The organism is Effusibacillus dendaii (assembly GCF_015097055.1).
GTDB lineage: Bacteria > Bacillota > Bacilli > Tumebacillales > Effusibacillaceae > Effusibacillus > Effusibacillus dendaii.
In genome coordinates this window covers 2,227,618-2,247,500 of the sequence record NZ_AP023366.1, presented here as the reverse complement: position 1 = coordinate 2,247,500, position 19,883 = coordinate 2,227,618, and the positions used below count along the sequence as shown (strand labels likewise).

At 47.5% G+C, this 19,883-nt stretch carries 21 protein-coding genes and 2 rRNA genes (1 of these 23 running past the window's edge); all 23 read left to right on the top strand.

Translation table 11 applies throughout. From position 1 onward, the window contains the following. A 23S ribosomal RNA gene (locus skT53_RS12125) occupies nt 1–76 on the top strand; it begins 2,858 nt to the left of the window's first position. A 130-nt stretch (nt 77–206) separates the two neighbouring features. Then, nucleotides 207–321: ribosomal RNA gene (gene rrf, locus skT53_RS12120) — 5S ribosomal RNA — on the top strand. A 281-nt stretch (nt 322–602) separates the two neighbouring features. Beyond that, nucleotides 603–908: an HAD family hydrolase gene (locus skT53_RS12115; protein WP_200757284.1), complete on the top strand. Its 306-nt coding sequence runs from the start codon at nt 603–605 to the stop codon at nt 906–908. 355 nt (nt 909–1,263) lie between these two features. Then, complete coding sequence (locus tag skT53_RS12110; RefSeq protein ID WP_200760973.1) at nt 1,264–1,725, top strand: CtsR family transcriptional regulator; 462 nt, start codon at nt 1,264–1,266, stop codon at nt 1,723–1,725. A 13-nt stretch (nt 1,726–1,738) separates the two neighbouring features. Then, entirely contained in the window at nt 1,739–2,239 is a 501-nt protein-coding gene (locus skT53_RS12105; RefSeq protein WP_200757282.1) for a protein-arginine kinase activator protein McsA, read from the top strand. An 11-nt stretch (nt 2,240–2,250) separates the two neighbouring features. Continuing rightward, nucleotides 2,251–3,309: a protein arginine kinase gene (locus skT53_RS12100; protein ID WP_200757280.1), complete on the top strand. Its 1,059-nt coding sequence runs from the start codon at nt 2,251–2,253 to the stop codon at nt 3,307–3,309. Nucleotides 3,310–3,354: 45 nt separating this feature from the next. After that, nucleotides 3,355–5,790, top strand: coding sequence for an ATP-dependent Clp protease ATP-binding subunit (locus skT53_RS12095; protein WP_200757278.1), 2,436 nt, complete (start codon nt 3,355–3,357; stop codon nt 5,788–5,790). A gap of 150 nt (nt 5,791–5,940) precedes the next feature. Further along, nucleotides 5,941–7,308 carry a DNA repair protein RadA gene (gene radA / locus skT53_RS12090; protein ID WP_200757276.1) on the top strand — a complete coding sequence of 456 codons (1,368 nt, stop codon included), beginning with the start codon at nt 5,941–5,943 and terminating at the stop codon, nt 7,306–7,308. Between the two features lie 4 nt (nt 7,309–7,312). Further along, on the top strand, nt 7,313–8,389 hold the full coding sequence (disA, locus tag skT53_RS12085; RefSeq protein ID WP_200757274.1) for a DNA integrity scanning diadenylate cyclase DisA: 1,077 nt from the start codon (nt 7,313–7,315) through the stop codon (nt 8,387–8,389). A 65-nt stretch (nt 8,390–8,454) separates the two neighbouring features. Continuing rightward, entirely contained in the window at nt 8,455–9,189 is a 735-nt protein-coding gene (gene pssA / locus skT53_RS12080) for a CDP-diacylglycerol--serine O-phosphatidyltransferase (RefSeq protein WP_200757272.1), read from the top strand. A 197-nt stretch (nt 9,190–9,386) separates the two neighbouring features. Next, on the top strand, nt 9,387–10,472 hold the full coding sequence (locus tag skT53_RS12075; RefSeq protein ID WP_200757270.1) for a PIN/TRAM domain-containing protein: 1,086 nt from the start codon (nt 9,387–9,389) through the stop codon (nt 10,470–10,472). A gap of 137 nt (nt 10,473–10,609) precedes the next feature. Further along, entirely contained in the window at nt 10,610–11,785 is a 1,176-nt protein-coding gene (ispD, locus tag skT53_RS12070; protein ID WP_226375447.1) for a 2-C-methyl-D-erythritol 4-phosphate cytidylyltransferase, read from the top strand. Nucleotides 11,786–11,817: 32 nt separating this feature from the next. Next, complete coding sequence (gene gltX / locus skT53_RS12065) at nt 11,818–13,266, top strand: glutamate--tRNA ligase (protein WP_200757268.1); 1,449 nt, start codon at nt 11,818–11,820, stop codon at nt 13,264–13,266. A gap of 355 nt (nt 13,267–13,621) precedes the next feature. Further along, complete coding sequence (cysE, locus tag skT53_RS12060) at nt 13,622–14,287, top strand: serine O-acetyltransferase (protein ID WP_200760971.1); 666 nt, start codon at nt 13,622–13,624, stop codon at nt 14,285–14,287. Beyond that, on the top strand, nt 14,268–15,662 hold the full coding sequence (cysS, locus tag skT53_RS12055) for a cysteine--tRNA ligase (RefSeq protein ID WP_200757266.1): 1,395 nt from the start codon (nt 14,268–14,270) through the stop codon (nt 15,660–15,662). The genes cysE and cysS overlap by 20 nt, the downstream gene beginning before the upstream one ends. Before the next feature lie 5 nt (nt 15,663–15,667). Continuing rightward, nucleotides 15,668–16,099, top strand: coding sequence for a Mini-ribonuclease 3 (locus tag skT53_RS12050; RefSeq protein WP_200757264.1), 432 nt, complete (start codon nt 15,668–15,670; stop codon nt 16,097–16,099). A 149-nt stretch (nt 16,100–16,248) separates the two neighbouring features. Beyond that, nucleotides 16,249–16,998 (top strand): 23S rRNA (guanosine(2251)-2'-O)-methyltransferase RlmB, encoded by a 750-nt coding sequence (gene rlmB / locus skT53_RS12045; RefSeq protein ID WP_200760970.1) that lies wholly within the window; start codon nt 16,249–16,251, stop codon nt 16,996–16,998. Between the two features lie 26 nt (nt 16,999–17,024). Continuing rightward, nucleotides 17,025–17,540, top strand: coding sequence for an NYN domain-containing protein (locus skT53_RS12040; RefSeq protein ID WP_200757262.1), 516 nt, complete (start codon nt 17,025–17,027; stop codon nt 17,538–17,540). Nucleotides 17,541–17,616: 76 nt separating this feature from the next. Continuing rightward, nucleotides 17,617–18,273, top strand: a complete 657-nt coding sequence (sigH, locus tag skT53_RS12035; RefSeq protein ID WP_200757260.1) for an RNA polymerase sporulation sigma factor SigH — start codon at nt 17,617–17,619, stop codon at nt 18,271–18,273. A 126-nt stretch (nt 18,274–18,399) separates the two neighbouring features. Continuing rightward, on the top strand, nt 18,400–18,549 hold the full coding sequence (gene rpmG / locus skT53_RS12030; protein ID WP_200757258.1) for a 50S ribosomal protein L33: 150 nt from the start codon (nt 18,400–18,402) through the stop codon (nt 18,547–18,549). Between the two features lie 33 nt (nt 18,550–18,582). Continuing rightward, nucleotides 18,583–18,780, top strand: coding sequence for a preprotein translocase subunit SecE (gene secE, locus skT53_RS12025; RefSeq protein WP_200757256.1), 198 nt, complete (start codon nt 18,583–18,585; stop codon nt 18,778–18,780). Nucleotides 18,781–18,833: 53 nt separating this feature from the next. Next, nucleotides 18,834–19,367, top strand: coding sequence for a transcription termination/antitermination protein NusG (gene nusG / locus skT53_RS12020; RefSeq protein WP_200757254.1), 534 nt, complete (start codon nt 18,834–18,836; stop codon nt 19,365–19,367). A 69-nt stretch (nt 19,368–19,436) separates the two neighbouring features. Continuing rightward, entirely contained in the window at nt 19,437–19,862 is a 426-nt protein-coding gene (gene rplK / locus skT53_RS12015) for a 50S ribosomal protein L11 (RefSeq protein WP_200757252.1), read from the top strand. The last annotated feature ends 21 nt before the right edge of the window (nt 19,863–19,883 follow it).

Here is a 19,883-nt window from a genome sequence, read left to right as displayed (position 1 = left end):
AGGGTAGATAGGCTGGGTGTGGAAGTGCCGTGAGGCATGGAGCTGACCAGTACTAATCGATCGAGGGCTTAATCCATCATGGATTCCCATGCGCCACTCATATTCGCATCCGGTTTTCAGGGAGCAACCCTGAATAAAGAAAGAGGAAGTTCGACCAGGAACTGTGACATCCTGTCACAACGTCGAGCGACTTGCATCCCTGCGAGTCTAGTGACAATAGCGGAGAGGACCCACCCGTACCCATCCCGAACACGGAAGTTAAGCTCTCCAGCGCCGATGGTACTTGGGCATGAGCCCTGGGAGAGTAGGTCGTTGCTAGGCAATCAGAAAGGCTCTTTAGCGTAATTTAGCTAAGGTGCCTTTCTTTTTGTATTTGAATGTTCGCTGGTTTAATTCCATCCTTTTGCTTCATGCTCTATAAGAGTAGACCATCATTTAAATTATCATCTCTTTATTATCGGAAAGTATTCACTGGACGCTTTATAGAATGTTGCAGATAACTTCTGTTCAAACAGAGAAATGATCGCCGGGTGAGAACGTTGTTGTCTCATTGTAACTCCGCATTGCTTGTAAAATATAATACCCAGGAAGATAAAGCAGTTATGGAAATAGAAGCGTTTGTGTTTGATCTTGATGGCACGCTATTTCAAACGGAAATGGTGGCTGTTCCCGCCTTTCAACATAAACTGCAACGGCTGCAAATCGAAGGGTTGTTTCGTAATCCAATTCCGGATGAGTCAGAAATTACAAAATGGTTTGGTTTAACGACTGATGAAATCTGGAGTCGTTTACTGCCGGATGTGGCTGAATCCGATCGTAAAAAAGCAGATGACATGTTATTAGACAGGGGTTCGCATGTATATCTCTTCAAACGGCAGGGAAAATTATGTGAAAGAAGTTGCATGTAAAAAAGAGATTTATTCATTTTTTAATGCGATTTATACGGCTGGTGAATTCCAGACCTCTCGAAAAGAAGATCTAGTTGGACTGCTTCTGAACGGAAAAAATTGAGAGTGCGGTCATGGTCGGAGATCGGAAATCCGACGTAAAGGCGAGTAAAAGTAATCGTCTGTATGTGATCGGCTGCGATTTTGGATTTGCCGAGCCAGGCGAATTAAACGAGGCAGATTCTGTTATTTGGAATTTCAGTGAAATAAAAATGTGGCATCAAGTTGCAATTTCTACACGATAAGATTATAATCTAATCAAAGGTCAAATATAGTCAAAGTCAAACAAAAAACTTCAATGATTGGGGTGGACATTCTGAGTAATATCTCCGATATCATTGAACAGTACATCAAGGACATTCTTCTATCGGGTCAGGCAGGATACGTCGAAATCCAGCGCAATGACCTGGCGGATCGGTTTCGTTGTGTGCCTTCACAGATCAATTATGTGATAAGCACGAGGTTTACCGTGGAAAGAGGTTATATTGTAGAATCCAAACGCGGGGGAGGCGGTTACATACGAATTCGCAAAATGGATTTGGATAAGGGTGGGAATGTATACCAAACCGTATTGCGGTTAATTGGAAGACAGATCTCTTTCCGTGAAGCAGAGGATGTTATTCAACGTCTTTTGGAAGAGCGATTAATTACCCAACGCGAAGCTCGAATGCTGCTGGCTGCCGTAGATGGTGATTTGCTGCAGATGGCTGCGTCGGAAAGAGATCGATTCCGAGCACAACTTCTTTCCGTTTTATTAATGGCTATTTTAAAAGGGTAGGAGGGGATGCTTCATGAATTGCCAGGAATGTGGTCAAAGACCGGCAACGGTTCATTTTACAAAAATCATTCAAGGCGATAAAAGTGAAATCCACCTTTGTGAGCTTTGTGCCAGAGAAAAAGGGGAGTGGATGAACAAATCTAACGGATTTTCGTTAAACAGTTTACTATCGGGCTTATTGAACTTTGATTCAACGGGCGCAACCGTTTCCGCTCCTGTACGCTGCAGCACGTGCGGGCTCACATATTCTCAATTTAGCCAGGTGGGTCGATTCGGGTGTGCGGACTGCTACAATCATTTTCGCGCTCGTATTGAACCGCTTGCTAGAAAGATTCACGGATCAACCACTCATGTGGGTAAGGTACCCAGCCGGGCAGGAGGGAAAATTAAGCTGCAGCGGGAACTGAGCCGATTGCGTACGCAACTTCAAAATGCGATTGACCATGAAAGATTTGAAGAAGCGGCGATGCTTCGGGATAAGATCAAAGAATTTGAGAAACAGATTGGCAGTTAGGGGTGGTAAACATGTCAGTCAGTGAATTTTTACACAAAAGTCCCAAGTGGATGAAAGAAGAAGGACCGGAGTCTGACATAGTGATTTCCACAAGAATACGGATTGCGCGGAATCTTGCGCGCTACCCATTCCCTGTATTGCTGACGGAAGGGGATGCGGATGCGATTATCGAACTTGTCCGCAAAGCTATCGGGAGCGCAGAGTTGGAGAAAATAGGAAAATTCCAGTTGTTCCGCAGCCGGGAACTGTCAGAAGTGGAACGCCAGGTGTTTGTCGAAAAGCATTTGATTTCGCCAAATTTAGCGGAAGACGAAAGACGAAGCGCGTTTGCCTTACTGCAAGACGAGTCCGTTTCAATCATGGTCAACGAAGAAGACCACTTGCGTATACAATGTATATTTCCAGGGTTGCAGATTCACAACAACTGGAAGCTGGCGAGCGAAATTGATGACATTCTGGAATCGAAACTTGACTATGCATTTGATGAGAAGTATGGGTATCTAACATCCTGCCCAACAAATGTCGGCACAGGCTTGCGTGCATCCGTAATGATGCATCTGCCAGGCTTGGTACTGACCAATCAAATCAATCGGATTTTATCCGCCATTTCTCAGGTGGGGTTGGTGGTGCGCGGCCTTTATGGGGAAGGCAGTGATGCAACAGGTAACATTTTCCAGGTATCGAACCAGATCACCCTTGGGCAATCAGAAGAGGAAATTTTAGATAATCTTCAGGGGGTGGTCAAACAGATACTACAGCATGAGAGAGCAGCACGTAGCCTACTGCTGCGCGAAAATCGGGAACAATTGGAGGATCGGATCTGGCGCTCCTTCGGCATATTGTCATATGCCAGAAAAATCGAGTCGAAAGAATCCATGCAGCGTCTTTCAGATGTAAAGCTGGGGATTGACCTAGGTATTCTCAAAAACGCCTCAGGTGGTATACTGCGGGAACTGATGGTGATGATTCGACCAGCCTTTTTGCAAAAACTGACAGGAAAAGAACTCGCTCCTGGAGAAAGGGATTGGAAACGGGCTGAGATTATTCGAAAACATTTGATGCCAGACTAAATTAAAAATCAGATTGGTCATAGACTTGACAAAGGGGTGGATTACATGATGTTCGGTAGATTTACAGAACGTGCACAAAAAGTGCTTGCGTTGGCACAGGAAGAGGCAACCCGCTTGGCGCATTCCGGAGTTGGCACAGAGCATATTTTACTGGGACTTGTCCGGGAGGGAGAAGGGATTGCAGCAAAAGCTCTTGCAAGTCTGGGGCTCTCGGGAGATAAAGTTCAAAAAGAAGTGGAAAAAATTATTGGCCGTGGTCAAGGGCAAACGGGTGGCATGGCATACACTCCGAGGGCGAAGAAAGTTATCGAACTTTCCATTGATGAAGCCCGCAAACTGGGCCACAATTACGTGGGCACCGAGCATATTTTGCTGGGGCTGATTCGGGAAGGCGAGGGAGTGGCGGCCAGGGTGCTGTCCAATCTTGGGGTCTCCCTAAATAAAGCCCGCCAGCAGGTCCTTCAACTGCTTGGGGGGGATATGAGCGACAATAGTCAAGAATCACCGCAATCGGTAAATACACCAACGCTGGACTCCTTGGCGCGTGATTTAACCAACATGGCCCGGGATGGAAAACTGGATCCGGTTATTGGCCGTGCTAAGGAAATCGAACGCGTAATTCAAGTGCTGTCTCGCCGGACCAAAAACAACCCGGTGCTGATTGGAGAACCGGGTGTCGGTAAGACAGCTATAGCAGAAGGATTGGCGCAGCGAATTGTCGACAACGATATTCCGGAAACCTTACGCAACAAACGGGTAATGGTGCTCGATATGGGTACCGTAGTAGCTGGCACCAAATATCGCGGCGAGTTTGAAGATCGTTTGAAAAAAATCATGGATGAAATTCGTCAAGCAGGCAATATCATTCTGTTTATTGATGAATTGCATACACTGATTGGCGCTGGTGGTGCAGAAGGAGCGATTGATGCATCCAACATTTTAAAACCTGCGTTGGCGCGTGGCGAACTGCAGTGCATCGGTGCCACAACACTGGACGAATACCGTAAACATATTGAAAAAGATGTGGCGCTCGAACGCCGCTTCCAACCGATTATGGTGGAACAGCCGAATGTGGAGGATGCCATTCAAATTTTGCATGGCTTGCGAGATCGTTATGAAGCGCATCACCGTGTAAAAATTTCGGATGAAGCTTTAGAAGCAGCTGTACGGTTATCTGACCGTTATATAACTGATCGCTTCTTGCCGGACAAAGCAATCGATTTGATTGACGAAGCGGCCTCCCGTGTTCGTCTGCGCACACACACGCAGCCGCCTAATCTGAAGGAACTGGAAGAGAAACTGGAAGAAATCCGCTTTGAAAAGGAATCGGCCGTACAGAGCCAGGAATTCGAAAAAGCGGCTTCACTCCGCGACAAAGAGCAAAAACTGCGGGAAGAATTGGAATCACGCAAAGTGGAGTGGCAGCAGAATCAAGTCAAATCAGACACTGTCGTGACCGCAGATGATATTGCGGATATTGTTTCTATGTGGACGGGGGTTCCAGTTCGTAAACTGGCAGAAGAAGAAAGCGAACGCTTGATGAATCTGGAAAATATCCTGCATAATCGTGTAATTGGGCAGGATGAAGCGGTTAAGGCGATATCCCGTGCGGTACGACGAGCGCGTGCCGGATTGAAGGATCCGAAACGGCCGATCGGTTCGTTTATCTTCCTGGGACCCACTGGTGTTGGGAAAACCGAGTTGGCACGGGCATTGGCGGAAGCGATGTTTGGAGACGAAAATGCGATGATCCGAATTGACATGTCCGAATATATGGAACGCCACACCACGTCTCGCCTGGTAGGTGCGCCTCCCGGATACGTGGGGTATGAAGAAGGCGGCCAGTTGACGGAAGCAGTTCGCCGTAAACCGTACTCAGTAGTTCTTTTGGATGAGATCGAAAAAGCGCATCCCGAAGTATTTAACATTTTGCTGCAGTTGTTGGATGACGGCCGCCTCACTGACGCCAAAGGGAGAACGGTTGATTTCCGAAATACGATCATCATTCTTACATCCAACGTCGGAGCGCAGACGATTCGAAAAGGCGGCGCGCTGGGATTCACCGCTTCAAAAGAAGCAGATTATATCGACATGAAGGATCGTGTCATGGACGAACTGAAAAAACAGTTCCGCCCAGAATTTCTCAACCGGATTGACGATACGATTGTATTCCATCCGCTGTCGGAAGACGACATTAAAAAGATTGCCAATCTTTTGGCGGAAGATCTGCGCAAGCGTTTGAAACAGCATAATATCGACTTTGTACTGTCGGATGAGGCAAAAGCGTTCCTGGCCAAGGAAGGATATGATCCGACGTATGGGGCACGTCCGTTGAAACGGGCCATTCAGCGCCATATTGAGGATAAATTGTCTGAGGCATTATTGACCGGTACGATTCAAAAAGGGGATCGGGTGAAAATCGATCTGGAAGACGATCATTTGACCGTCTCAAAAATGGAAAGCTTGCCGACCGAGGTATAAATCCAATCTTGAACAAACCGTACAAAAAGAGAACGTGTCCGGTCGGGGCCGTTCTCTTTTTGTGCCATATAAGCTCTTTCTAGAAAAACCGGATAGGTTGGTATATATTTATGATGAACACACCGAATGATGGGAGACACTCGGAGTCCTATGGCCAAAACGAAAGTAAAATTCATCTGTCAGGAATGCGGATATGAAAGTCCAAAGTGGATGGGGAAATGCCCGAGTTGTCATGTATGGAACCAGATGGTGGAAGAAGTTGAACGGCCTGCTCGGGCCGGTTTGCCTGCCACCTTATCCGGCGTCGGCACCAAAGCGGAAAGTATCGCGGAAATTGATATTTCTCAAGTACCTCGCACGACAAGCGGGTCTGTAGAAACAGACCGAGTGTTGGGCGGCGGCATCGTATCCGGATCGCTTGTTTTGGTCGGGGGTGATCCGGGAATTGGAAAATCCACTGTATTGCTGCAAACGTCCCATCAGTTGGCGCTGCAAGGTTATGTCGTATTGTATGTTTCCGGAGAGGAGTCAGCCCAACAGATCCGTCTGCGAGCAGAACGACTGCGGGCGGTTTCGCCAAATCTTTTTATTTTGGCGGAGACAGATCTAACCCAAATCGAATTGCAAATCGAAGCGGTAAAACCAGATTTCCTGGTGATCGATTCGATTCAGACCGTTTATCATCCTGCAGTCGGAAGTACGCCAGGTTCTGTCGGGCAAGTGCGGGAATGTACCGGTCACTTATTGCGTATTGCCAAAACGTCAGGCATTGCAACCTTCATTGTCGGTCATGTGACAAAAGAAGGGGCTATTGCCGGACCGCGATTGCTGGAACATATGGTCGATGCAGTGCTTTATTTTGAAGGGGAAAGACATCATACGTACCGTATTTTACGGGCGGTCAAAAACCGGTTTGGCTCCACGAATGAAATTGGCATTTTCGAAATGGAAGAGGCAGGCCTGCGCGAGGTGGAAAATCCTTCTGAACTGTTCCTGTCCGAACGGTCAAAAGGGGTACCGGGGTCGGCGGTGGTCGCGGCTTTGGAAGGAACCCGACCGATTCTTGTCGAAATTCAAGCATTGGTAAGCCCTACCACATTCGGGAATCCCCGGCGGCAGGCGACAGGATTGGATCATAACCGTGTCTCGATGATGCTGGCCGTACTTGAAAAACGGTCAGGCCTCTTTGTCGGATCGCAGGATGCATACGTCAATGTGGCAGGCGGAGTGCGACTGGATGAACCGGCAGTCGATCTGGGGGTTGCAGTTGCGATTGCGTCCAGTTTTAAAGACCAAGGAGTTAGCCCCAATGATGTGTTTATTGGGGAAGTAGGGCTTGCCGGGGAGATTCGTGGCGTATCTCGAATTGAACAGCGTGTTAAGGAAATACAAAAACTGGGTTTTTCCCGGTGTTTTATTCCTTCCCGAAATTTGAGGGGTTGGACGCCTCCAGCAGGTATTGAGCTGATAGGTGTCGATAGTATACAACAAGCATTTGAAATCGTTTTCCGGGGGTGACATGATGAGAGACGACATTAAAAAAGATACGATGTTAAATAAACTGCTTCGTATCACAGCGCCCGGCACTAAGTTGAGAGAAGGGTTAGAGAACGTTTTGCGGGCTAAGACTGGTGCTCTGATTGTGATCGGACAGACGCCTGAAGTGGAAAAAATAGTGGATGGCGGATTTAACATCGATTGTGATCTCACCCCTGCTAACCTCTACGAATTGGCGAAAATGGACGGGGCCATTGTTTTGAGTGAAGATTTGAAACGGATTCTGATTGCGAATGCTCAATTAACACCGGATGCGTCGATACCTTCTTTCGAAACAGGTACCCGTCATCGAACGGCGGAACGTGTTGCCAAGCAGACGGAGCAATTGGTGATTTGCATTTCGCAACGACGGGATGTCATCACACTGTACCAGTCCAATTTTCGGTATACGTTAAAAGATATTAGCGTGATACTGGCGAAGGCGAATCAAGCCATCAACACGTTGGAGCGATACAAAGCTGTACTCGACCAAGCATTGACAAATTTAAGCGCACTGGAATTTGAAGAGCTGGTTACTCTTCATGAAGTGGCGATGGTCATGCAAAGAATTGAAATGGTTTTACGAATAAAAATGGAGATTCGGCGATATATTACTGAACTAGGGACAGAAGGTCGGCTCATTTCCATGCAGTTGGATGAATTGGTGTCGAAGGTGGATGAGGAAGCGTATCTGTTAGTGAAAGACTATTGCCGGAAATCCGATTTGACGCCTCATCAAATTCTGACCGAACTGCATGCATTGTCAGCCGACGATTTGCTCGACAGCGAGGCAATTATCCGGATTTTCGGGTATGAAGGGGACATTAATATCACGGAGGAGCCTGTGTCTTCCCGTGGTTACCGCATCTTAACAAAATTACCGAGGTTGCCGCACCCTGTCATCGAGAATCTGGTGAGTCATTTTTCAAACATATCCAACGTGCTGGGTGCTTCCATCGAAGAATTGGATGATGTGGAGGGGATCGGAGAGGTGCGGGCCAGGTCTATCAGGGAAGGGTTGCGGCGTATACAAGAACAGGTCTTTATTGACAGACATATATAACCCGATTATGATAGATGAAATGTGACCGAATATTTTTTCTGTTTGACTCGACAGGGGGTACCCGTATGTTTGTTAAAGCGCTGCCAAGCGCTTTTACGCTAGGAAATTTGTTCTTGGGAATTATTGCGATCATTCTTGCATTTAACGATCAATTCGATTATGCAGCAATCGTTGTTATTATTGGGATGTTGTTGGATGGCTTGGATGGCCGGATTGCGCGTGCTCTAAATGCGACGAGCGAATTTGGCAAGGAGTTGGATTCCCTGTCAGATGTCATTACATTTGGTGTGGCTCCAGCATTTATCATGTATGGTTCGGTACTAAATCAATTGCATTGGCCAGGCATGGTGATTACAGGCATTTTTCCGATTTGCGGGGCGCTTCGTTTGGCGCGTTTCAACGTGTCAGCAGGCAACCCGAATTATTTTGTAGGTCTGCCTATCACAGCGGCGGGCGGAGTTCTGGCCACGATGGCGCTTTACCACGACCTTGTTCCGGGGCCGGAAATTACGCTGGCTTTGGGAATGCTCGGGTTATCATACCTAATGATTTCGCGCATTAAGTACCCGAATTTCAAAAAAGTCGGCATTCCGAAGGCGGCTATCTGGGTGGTTCCCATTCTCGCCGTACTGGTAACAGTCGTGTTTGTGTTTTTTCCGGGTCAGGCCAGCAAACTGCTGTTTTTACCGCTGGTTTTCTATGCGATTTACGGACTAAAAAAAAACTATAGGTTCCGCCGCCGCAAAAACAGAAGTGAAGTGGTAATCACGGAGCAGCTTGATTCAAAATTGGAAATGTAATCAATAAGACAGTCCATCTCGGACTGTTTTATTTTTTATTGACTATTTATTTATCTGTATGATAACATTAATATCTTTAAAATTTGACTGTGCTCTGGTGTTATGGTACTCTTATCTATGAATTGCAGAATTTGCACATATCAGGTTTCATGTTCTGATTTTTGTCTATACTTGAGAATAGGAGGTGAGTTTAACGAATGATGAAACGGATTATTCATTTATTTTTTGCGATGATCGGAATTGTTCTGGGGTATACATTCGGCCCTGTATTATTTGCACTCATTCACTTTGAATATTTTAATTTTAATCGGATGCCCTTTACATCTCCCATATTTGGCGCGATATTGGGAGGCGCGGTATCGATTTTAACGACCGTTTCCGTTGTGAATTACAGTGTGGCCATGCTGCGCTGGTTTGAAGAAAAACTGCTTCGAGCACCGCTTTCAGATCTGTTTGCCGGTGTGATTGGTACGGTTGCCGGGTTGATCGTTGCGTATTTGCTTTCACCAGCCATCACCAACATTCCGTTAGTAGGTCAGGTGGTACAAGCCTTTGCCAGCATCATTTTGGGTATTTTCGGTTTCCGGATTGGGTACAGCAAGCGGGAGGAATTGATTTCTTTTTTCCCCAATAAGTTTGGCAGTAAAGATAAACAAAAAAACACGGGTAAAAACACGGATGCCAAGCTTTTAGATACCAGCGTTATTATTGATGGACGGATTGCGGACATTGTCAAAACCGGATTTTTGGACGGTACGCTTGTGATTCCGACATTTATTCTGGAAGAATTGCAGCATATTGCCGATTCGTCTGATGTGTTAAAACGCAATCGGGGCCGCCGTGGCCTGGATATTTTGAACCGTATCCAAAAAGAACTTAAAATCAAGGTTCAGATCATGGAGATTGATTTTGATGATATCCAGGAAGTCGATTCCAAGCTTGTGAAACTTGCCAAGCAACTCAACGGGATGGTTGTAACAAATGACTTTAACTTAAATAAAGTCTGCGAGTTGCAAGGTGTGGGCGTGTTAAATATCAACGATCTGGCCAATGCAGTAAAACCGGTCGTTTTGCCCGGGGAAGAGATACTCGTTCAAGTGATCAAGGACGGGAAGGAATACGGGCAGGGAGTCGGGTACCTGGATGACGGCACAATGATTGTCGTGGAAGGCGGCAAAGATTTTATCGGAACGCGGTTAGAAGTTATGGTGACGAGCGTTCTGCAGACTTCGGCAGGCCGAATGATATTTGCCAAACCGAAGCTTTTGGAAAAGGCGCTTTAATTCTGGCAATCCTGACAAAGTAAAATGTTTGCTGAAAAAGCGACACTTTACTTTGTTGGGGTTTTTCATTATTCTTTCATGCATAACACCTGTTTGAGGTTTGGAGAGAGGCGTTTCGTTTGAGGGTATTCGCGATTGTGGTAGCAGCCGGCAGCGGTTCGAGGATGAACTCGAAGATCAAAAAACAGTTTATGGAACTGGCGGGTGTCCCTATATTGATACATACTCTCCGTGTACTGGAACAATCGCCGCTGATTGATCAAATCGTGCTGGTAATCGGACAGGAGGATTTGGAGCGGGTACAGGCATTAATTGACCGCTACAAAATTCGAAAAGTGACACACTATGCGGCGGGCGGTCAGGAACGGCAGGCGTCAGTGTGGAACGGATTGCAGGTGTTACGGGCGTTGGTTGACATGCAGCAGGATCTGGTAATTATCCATGATGCAGCTCGTCCGCTTGTCAGTACAACAGATATTGAACGGATCGTAGAATCGGCAAGGGAGCATTCGGCGGTCACAATAGGCACGCCAGCCAAAGATACAATCAAAAAAGTGAACAACGGCTGGGTGGAGGAAACGTTGCTGCGTCATCAGCTTTATGCGGTTCAAACTCCACAGGGGTTTCGCGCGTCGCTGCTTTACGAAGCGCATGAAAAAGCAATGCGTGACAACCATTTGGGAACAGACGACGCTTCCCTGGTCGAATGGGCGGGGGCTCCCGTATGGGTGGTGGAAGGGTCATACCGAAATATTAAAATTACCACTCCGGAAGATCTACAGATTGCAGCATCGTTCTTGCAAGAAGAAAACATATATGGCGGGAAGGGGAACGGTATGCGGATTGGAACCGGTTTTGATGTGCACCGATTTGCGGAAGGGAGGCCTTTAGTGATAGGGGGCGTCACAATCCCCTTTGAAAAAGGTCTGCTAGGGCATTCGGATGCGGATGTGTTGCTGCACGCGGTGAAAGATGCACTGCTCGGGGCGATCGCAGAGGGAGACATCGGACAGCATTTTCCCGATACGGACGAGCGGTTCCGGGGGGCAAACTCTGTCGATTTATTGAAGCATGTTTGGCAAATGGTAAAAGAGAGAGGGTATCGTCTCGGCAACCTGGATTGCACGATTATGGCGCAACGGCCCAAATTAAGGCCTTATATAGAAGAAATGAAAGCAGTTCTGGCGAAAGAGTTGGAGGCGGAATTGTCGCAGATCAACGTGAAAGCAACCACTACCGAAAGGCTTGGTTTTGTGGGCCGTGAGGAAGGCATTGCGGCAGAGGCGGTTGTATTGCTTATGAATGTGTTATAATCCAGGAAAGAGTCTAGGGGAGTTGAGTTATAATGTCTGTACGAGTGCGCTATGCACCGAGTCCAACCGGACATTTACATATTGGCGGAGCAAGAACCGCGCTGTTTAATTATCTGTTGGCCAAACAGGCAGGCGGAACGTATATTTTAAGAATTGAAGACACCGATCAAGCCCGCAATGTGGAGCGGGCGGACGAGGAGTTTTTGGAGAACTTCAAATGGCTCGGGCTTGACTGGGAGGAAGGACCTGACATAGGGGGCCCTTTTGCGCCATATCGATGCACGGAACGTCTGCCGATTTATCAGAAGCATGTGCAACAGCTCCTGACAGAAGGGAAGGCGTACTATTGTTATTGTACGGAAGAAGAGCTGGAAAAAGAGCGGGAGCAAATGCTTGCGAAAGGCCTAATGGTTGGCTATTCGGGGCGGTGCCGCCATCTAACGGATGAACAAAAAGCGAACTATGAACGGGAAGGGCGCAAAAAGACGGTCCGTTTCCGGGTTCCGGAAGGACAAGTAATCCGTTTTGTTGATTTGGTCCGTGGTGAGGTCCAATTTGAAACGGAAGGCATTGGAGACTTTGTGATTGTCAAATCGGATGGCCTGCCGACTTACAATTTTGCTGTAACGGTCGACGATCATTTGATGGAAATCAGCCATGTTTTGCGCGGGGAGGAACACTTGTCAAACACGCCGCGGCAAGTCCTGATTTATCAGGCATTTGGCTGGAAGTGTCCGGAATTTGCGCATGTTTCTCTTATTTTGAACCAGGATGGGAAAAAACTTTCCAAACGGGATGAATCGATTGTCCAGTTTATCGAGCAGTACCGTAACTTAGGGTATTTACCGGAAGCTATTTTGAACTTCTTGGCGCTGCTCGGTTGGTCGCCTGGCGGAGAACAGGAGATTTTTTCTCTGGATGAACTGGTGAGCGCTTTTTCGCTGGACCGCGTATCCAAGTCAGGGGCAGTTTTTGACACTGAAAAATTGGCCTGGATGAACGGGTATTACATTCGGCAGGCAGACACGGAACGTCTTGTGAGTATAGCGATACCTCAACTGCAGCGGGCTGGCTTGATTGGGGAGTCATTTGATCGCGATTGGGTAGTCAAACTGGTGGCTTTGTATAAAGAGAAAATCCAATATATGGCGGAGCTGCCGGAAATGGCGAAATCATTTTTTGAAGAACAGGTAGTTTATGACGGAGAGGCGGCTGATATCCTAAAGGAAGAACAGGTACCGACGGTGATCGCTTCGTTCTATGAGAAGGCAAAAGGGTTGTACAATTGGAATGCGGAGACCATTAAAGCAGCCTTGAAAGAAGTGCAAAAAGAAACGGGGTATAAAGGCCGTCAATTGTTTATGACAGTCCGAGTGGCGGCAACCGGTCACGCGCATGGCCCCGATTTAAACATGTCTTTAGAGCTTCTTGGCAGGGAACGGGTAGTAACCCGTTTACAAAATCTGCTGATCAATGCATAATCAATAAAGTACAAATGGTTTGACAAAAACGATACAAAGGACCAGTACGTACAGGGAACGTGCCAGAGATTCGCCACCGGGCAACCGGCTGGGAGTGGTGAACGCGGGAAATGTACCGAATGCCCCTTTGTTGTTGCGGGCGGAAAAGCAGCAGCTGAGTATGTACCGACGGAAGCCTCCGTTACAGGGCGCAAAGTGTCCCATGCATGACTGTCCAGCAATTGGCATGACCAATTGGCTGTGGAAAGGAATTGGCAAAGGGGAACCAGAGTGGAACCGCGGACAACCAACCGCCTCTGTTACAGGGGTGGTTTTTTCTGTTTGGGGACGCAGGGAGAACAAAGAGGTGAGTATGATGTTTCAGCTGATGAAAGAAGATGTGAGGTCTGTATTCGAACGGGATCCTGCAGCCAGGAGCACGTTTGAGGTGGTTCTCACTTATTCGGGACTGCACGCGTTATGGGCGTACCGGATTGCACATTCGTTTTATAAGAGAAAATACTATACAATAGCAAGGTTTATCTCACAACTGGCCCGATTCTTGACAGGTATTGAAATTCACCCGGGGGCCAAAATCGGGCGGCGCCTGTTTATTGACCACGGATCAGGTGTAGTGATCGGGGAAACGGCGGAAATTGGTGATGATTGTACGATTTATCAAGGGGTTACGCTGGGCGGAACGGGTAAAGAAAAAGGGAAGCGACATCCTACCATCGGTAACAATGTGCTGATCGCAACGGGGGCGAAAGTACTGGGTTCGATCGTGGTTGGAGACAATTCCAAAATCGGAGCCTGCTCTGTCGTGTTGAAACCGGTGCCGCCCAATTCTACCGTAGTAGGCGTGCCCGGGCGGATCGTCATTCAGGATGGACGCCGTGTGGAACAGGATTTGGATCATACCAATTTGCCGGATCCCGTTATGGAGATGATAAGACAGATGCAGGAGCAAATTGCTTCCTTGCAGCAGGAATTGAATCAATTAAAAAACGGAGGAGCAGCAAGTGGCGATTCGGATTTATAATACGTTAACGCGGCAGAAAGAAGAATTCGTGCCGCAGGAACCGGGAAAAGTGCGAATGTATGTGTGCGGGCCCACCGTCTACAATTATTTTCACATTGGCAACGCACGCCCGTTTATGTTCTTCGATGTGGTTAGACGTTATCTCAAATTTCGAGGGTTTGATGTCCTGTATGTACAAAATTTCACCGATGTGGATGACAAGATTATCCGTGTGGCCAAGGAGGAAGGGATTCATCCGCAGGCGGTAGCGGATCGATTTATACAGGCATATATGCAGGATTCGCAGTTGCTGGGTATTCAAAAGGCGGATGTACACCCCTGCGTGACGGAACACATGCAGGAAATTATCGAGATGATCGAACAACTGATAAAACAGGGCTGCGCCTATGCGGTTGACGGGGATGTATACTTTCGGACGAATCGGTTCCCCGACTACGGCAAATTGTCGAAACAGCCATTAGAGGAACTGTTGGCAGGGGCACGCATTGAAGTATCGGAGAAAAAGGAGAATCCGCTCGATTTTACGCTCTGGAAAGCGGCAAAACCGGGTGAGGTCTACTGGCCGTCGCCGTGGGGAGAGGGTCGGCCCGGTTGGCATATCGAATGCTCCGCCATGAGCAAGAAATATTTGGGGGAAACGCTGGATATCCACGCGGGTGGCCAGGATTTGATTTTTCCGCATCACGAAAACGAAATTGCTCAGTCGGAAGCGGCTAATCAAGAACCGTTTGCCCGCTATTGGATGCATAACGGTTATATTAATATCAATAACGAGAAGATGTCCAAATCACAAGGAAATTTTATTCTGGTACACGATTTGTTGAAAAAATTCGAGCCGAGAATTGTGCGGTTTTTCCTGCTGTCGGCCCACTACCGCAATCCGGTTAATTTTTCTGACGAATTGATTCAGCAGGCAGCGCAAGGATTGGAACGGATTGACACCGCGATGGCAAATCTGAGTCACTGGTTAACAACGGCTGAGAAAGGGGAATCTGACAGCAAGGGGATCGATCGAGAAGCGCTTCGCGCAAAATTTCTGGAAGCAATGGATGATGATTTTAATACAGCAGATGCGATTGCCGCTATATTTGAACTGGTACGCCAAGCAAATTCCCTGCTGCACAGCGGACAGGCAAATCCGGCCGACGTAAGGGCCTATTTTGAGGTAATAAGCGAATTCCTCGACGTATTGGGGCTGGCCAAAAAGGAGTCAACAGACCCGTTGGCGGTCGAAATTGAACAATTGATCGAAGAACGGACGACGGCACGCAAAAACCGCGATTTTGCGAGGGCGGATCAAATTCGGGACCGTTTGACCGAGTTGGGAATCATTTTGGAAGATACCCCGCAAGGTGTACGGTGGAAACGGAAGTGAATTGCATGGTAGAGCTGAAAACGGGCACCAGCCGTAAACCGCAGGAAATGCCTGCTCTGGCATTGGCCTATTTGGGCGACGGAGTGTGGGAACTGTTTGTGCGCCAACATTTGCTGGCGATCGGCGAAATGCGTCCGCACAGGCTGCAAAAGGCGTCCGTTTCCTATGTGAAAGCAAAAGCACAGGCGGATATTCTGCATCATTTAAAAGATGACCTGACGGAAGAGGAAATGGGGGTTGTCCGGCGGGGAAGAAATGCCAAGTCGGGAACTGTTCCAAAACACGCGGATGTGATTGATTATCGCCATAGTACAGGGTTTGAGAGTCTGTGCGGATACCTGTTTTTAAAGGGAGAATTTGAACGATTGCGCGTTTTGGCAGAAAAGGCGATTCACTACGTGGATACGCAATTGCGAAAGGATGGAGAGAAATCATGAAACGACAAGCGCGGGGAAAAGCAAGGCCGGATAGAGCGAATCGGATGGACAGGACGGACAAGCAGCAAAAACCGGTTCGAAAAGAGTCGGAATCCGCCAGGCGCGGAAGCGGTCGACGGGTTCTGGCGGCAGAACGGACACAGCCAAATATGGAACAAGCAACTGAACAACTGGAAGGTCGCCATCCGGTAATTGAAGCGTTAAAAAGCGGGCGTGAGCTGAACAAAATTTTGCTTGCGGAAGGTGTGGAAGGCGGTTCCTCGAATGAAATTTTAGCGCGGGCCAAAGAGCGCGGCATCGTGGTGCAGCGTGTACCGAAAGCGAAAATGGACAGTATTGCGACTACCCGCAACCATCAAGGCGTAATCGCTTATTTGGCAGCCAAAGAGTATGCTGAGTTGGAAGACATTTTGCAGGCGGCGCAAAATTCCCCTCGTCCGGGATTAATTGTGGTCCTTGACGAAATTGAGGATCCGTTTAACTTCGGGTCAATTTTACGTACCGCAGACGGTGCGGGTGCACATGGGGTGGTTATCCCGAAACGGCGTGCGGTGCCCTTAACGGCCACTGTGGCGAAATCGTCAGCGGGGGCGATTGAACATATTCCGGTGGCGCGAATTTCAAATGTGTCACAGACGCTGGAATTGTTAAAAAAGGCCGGTTATTGGGTGGTTGGAACGGACGTAGAGGCGGATTTGCTTTATCATCAGGCAGATATGACGCAGCCGACCGTATTGGTAATCGGAAATGAAGGCAAAGGGCTTGGTGAAGTGGTTAAAAAGAGATGCGACTATCTGGTTCGCCTGCCTATGATTGGGCAGGTCCAGTCGTTAAATGCCGGTGTTGCTGCCGGAATCCTTTTGTACGAATCGGTCCGCCAGCGCGGCTCGAAAAAATAAACGGTCTGCTCTGCGGTTGTCATGCAATGAAAGAAATATTAATTGTTGACGGATACAATATAATCGGGGATTGGCCGGAACTGGTTGAATTGAAGCGGGAGAGTCTGGAGCTGGCCCGCGATCACTTGGTCGGGACGTTGAAGGAATATCAGCGTTTTACGGGTATGGAAGTAATTATTGTGTTTGACGCTCACATGGCGACGGGGGAACGGAAAGAATACAAACAGGGAAAATTGCAGGTGTTGTTTTCCAAAACGGATGAAACGGCAGATGATGTAATTGAGCGGCTTGTATACCAATTGGAAACGAAAGTAACACGCGTCTATGTGGCTACTTCCGATTATGCGGAACAGCAGGTGACGTTTGGAGAGGGTGCTTTGCGTATCTCGGCAAATGAATTGCGGAAGATGACAGAGCAAGCCCGCAAGGCGATTGATAAAGAAGTGCAAAGACTGTCTCCGACAAGAAACCGTCTGGAAGATCAATTGAACAAGAAAGTCGTAGAAATATTCGAAAAGTGGAGGCGGAAAAACATAGATTGACAATTGACCCTCCAGATTACGTAAAGTATAATTGGCTTAATCGTGTTAGTTAGTTGCTGGGTCGGAGGGATATGTGTTGTCGTCGAATCTTCATGTCCAAGAAGTGTATTTGTTTAAACAGCTGGATGAACTGTCGGATGAAGTTCTAGTAGAAGCGGTAAGAGATGGCGACGATTCAGCACTTGAGTGCCTGATTCACAGATATAAGAATTTTGTAAGGGCGAAGGCGCGTTCTTATTTTCTGATCGGCGCCGATCGAGAAGATATTGTGCAGGAAGGAATGATCGGTTTATACAAGTCAATCCGGGATTTTCGGGATGAGAAACTGACATCATTCAAGTCTTTTGCTGAACTTTGCATCACCCGCCAAATTATCACCGCAATCAAAACCGCCACCAGACAGAAACACATTCCTCTCAATTCTTACGTGTCATTGGACAAGCCTATATACGACGAAGATTCAGATCGGACTTTGCTTGACGTGATCTGTGGTTCGAAAGTGTCGGACCCGGAAGAATTGCTGATTAATCAAGAGGAATTTGTCGATATTGAAATTAAGATGGGCGAAATCCTTAGCGAATTGGAACGGCAGGTGTTAATGCTTTATCTGGATGGTCGTTCCTATCAGGAAATTGCGGTCGATTTAAATCGGCATGTCAAATCGATCGACAATGCACTGCAAAGAGTAAAACGAAAGTTAGAGCGTTATCTGGAAATCCGGGATGTCAACTGACTCCCGGTTTTTGTTGACAGTAACATACCCATTATGCTAAATTAGGGAAGGTATTCAGCGAATATGGTGCGATTCCGCACCTTATTTAGTTTGTTCGACTAATTTAATTTGTGGGAGGTGTACCTGATGCGCGTAGCGGTGACGTTGGCTTGTACCGATTGTAAGCAACGCAACTACATCACCAAGAAGAACAAAAAGACAAACCCGGATCGCATCGAACTGAAAAAGTATTGCAAGTTCTGCAACCATCATACTCTTCATCGCGAAACTCGTTAAAGATTTTCGTGGTCTGAAACGGGGTAGTTTAGAATGAGTAAAATGGCCGGAGTAGTCTCTTTCTTTCGTGACGCATGGGGAGAGCTAAAGCGCGTTCGGTGGCCAAATCGAAAAGAGCTTTTTTCCTATACGGTTGTTGTGATCACAACATGTATTGTGATGGCGCTCGTGATTTTTCTTTTTGATCTTGGCATAAGTGAACTGTTACATCTCATCGGGCTGGGCCGATAGGCTATTATTTGATTAGGGGGGAAGGGCAACCGCCCTCGACTGCAATGGAAAACATGGAAAAACGCTGGTATGTGGTACACACTTATTCAGGTTATGAGAACAAAGTAAAAACGAATCTGGAAAGACGCGTCCAATCAATGGAGATGCAGGACAAGATCTTTCGTGTGCTGGTTCCGATGGAAGAAGAAATGGAAGTTAAAAACGGAAAGAAAAAAGCAGTCATGCGAAAAGTCTTTCCGGGATACGTGCTTGTCGAGATGGTCATGACGGACGACTCTTGGTACGTGGTGCGGAATACGCCAGGCGTTACCGGTTTTGTCGGTTCAACCGGATCGGGTTCCAAGCCGATTCCTTTGATGCCAAATGAGGTTCGGTCTATTCTCAAACAAATGGGTGTCGATGAAACCAAACCGAAAGTGGCATTCGAATTGAAAGAGGCGGTGCGCGTCGTGGAAGGCCCGTTTACCAACTTTGTCGGCAGCGTGGAAGAAATCCATCCAGATAAACAGAAATTACGTGTTCTTGTTTCCATGTTCGGCCGAGAAACCCCTCTTGAACTTGATTTTACACAAGTGGAGAAGTTATAATTAGTTCTGTTTTTTTGTTAGTGGGAGGGCTGTTGCCCGTCTACCACATATTACGAAGGAGTGGTTACAGTGGCTAAAAAAGTGATTAAACTGGTAAAGCTCCAGATTCCTGCTGGTAAAGCCACACCGGCACCGCCGGTAGGTCCGGCGCTTGGTCAAGCTGGGGTCAATATTATGGAGTTCTGTAAGCAGTTCAACGCCCGTACGGCGGATCAAGGCGGTTTGATTATTCCGGTAGTAATCACCGTGTATGAAGATCGTTCGTTTACGTTTGAAACGAAAACGCCTCCTGCCGCTGTGTTGCTGAAAAAAGCAGCAGGCATTGAAACAGCGTCTGGAGAACCGAACAAGAAGAAAGTTGCTACTCTTAAACGTGCAAAAGTTCGCGAAATTGCGGAACAAAAAATGCCCGACCTGAATGCCGCAAACGTAGAATCTGCGATGCGCATGGTGGAAGGTACAGCACGTTCGATGGGAATTGTGATCGAAGACTAATTCACGGTACGCAGGGTGCCG

Coding starts and splice junctions, on each gene's coding strand:
- disA (WP_200757274.1), top strand. CDS start 7,313: ATGAGAGACGACATTAAAAAAGATACGATGTTAAATAAACTGCTTCGT.
- skT53_RS12105 (WP_200757282.1), top strand. CDS start 1,739: ATGAATTGCCAGGAATGTGGTCAAAGACCGGCAACGGTTCATTTTACA.
- gltX (WP_200757268.1), top strand. CDS start 11,818: ATGTCTGTACGAGTGCGCTATGCACCGAGTCCAACCGGACATTTACAT.
- skT53_RS12100 (WP_200757280.1), top strand. CDS start 2,251: ATGTCAGTCAGTGAATTTTTACACAAAAGTCCCAAGTGGATGAAAGAA.
- rpmG (WP_200757258.1), top strand. CDS start 18,400: ATGCGCGTAGCGGTGACGTTGGCTTGTACCGATTGTAAGCAACGCAAC.
- radA (WP_200757276.1), top strand. CDS start 5,941: ATGGCCAAAACGAAAGTAAAATTCATCTGTCAGGAATGCGGATATGAA.
- skT53_RS12040 (WP_200757262.1), top strand. CDS start 17,025: ATGAAAGAAATATTAATTGTTGACGGATACAATATAATCGGGGATTGG.
- secE (WP_200757256.1), top strand. CDS start 18,583: ATGAGTAAAATGGCCGGAGTAGTCTCTTTCTTTCGTGACGCATGGGGA.
- nusG (WP_200757254.1), top strand. CDS start 18,834: ATGGAAAAACGCTGGTATGTGGTACACACTTATTCAGGTTATGAGAAC.
- skT53_RS12115 (WP_200757284.1), top strand. CDS start 603: ATGGAAATAGAAGCGTTTGTGTTTGATCTTGATGGCACGCTATTTCAA.
- skT53_RS12050 (WP_200757264.1), top strand. CDS start 15,668: ATGGTAGAGCTGAAAACGGGCACCAGCCGTAAACCGCAGGAAATGCCT.
- pssA (WP_200757272.1), top strand. CDS start 8,455: ATGTTTGTTAAAGCGCTGCCAAGCGCTTTTACGCTAGGAAATTTGTTC.
- skT53_RS12095 (WP_200757278.1), top strand. CDS start 3,355: ATGATGTTCGGTAGATTTACAGAACGTGCACAAAAAGTGCTTGCGTTG.
- skT53_RS12075 (WP_200757270.1), top strand. CDS start 9,387: ATGATGAAACGGATTATTCATTTATTTTTTGCGATGATCGGAATTGTT.
- cysE (WP_200760971.1), top strand. CDS start 13,622: ATGTTTCAGCTGATGAAAGAAGATGTGAGGTCTGTATTCGAACGGGAT.
- rlmB (WP_200760970.1), top strand. CDS start 16,249: ATGGAACAAGCAACTGAACAACTGGAAGGTCGCCATCCGGTAATTGAA.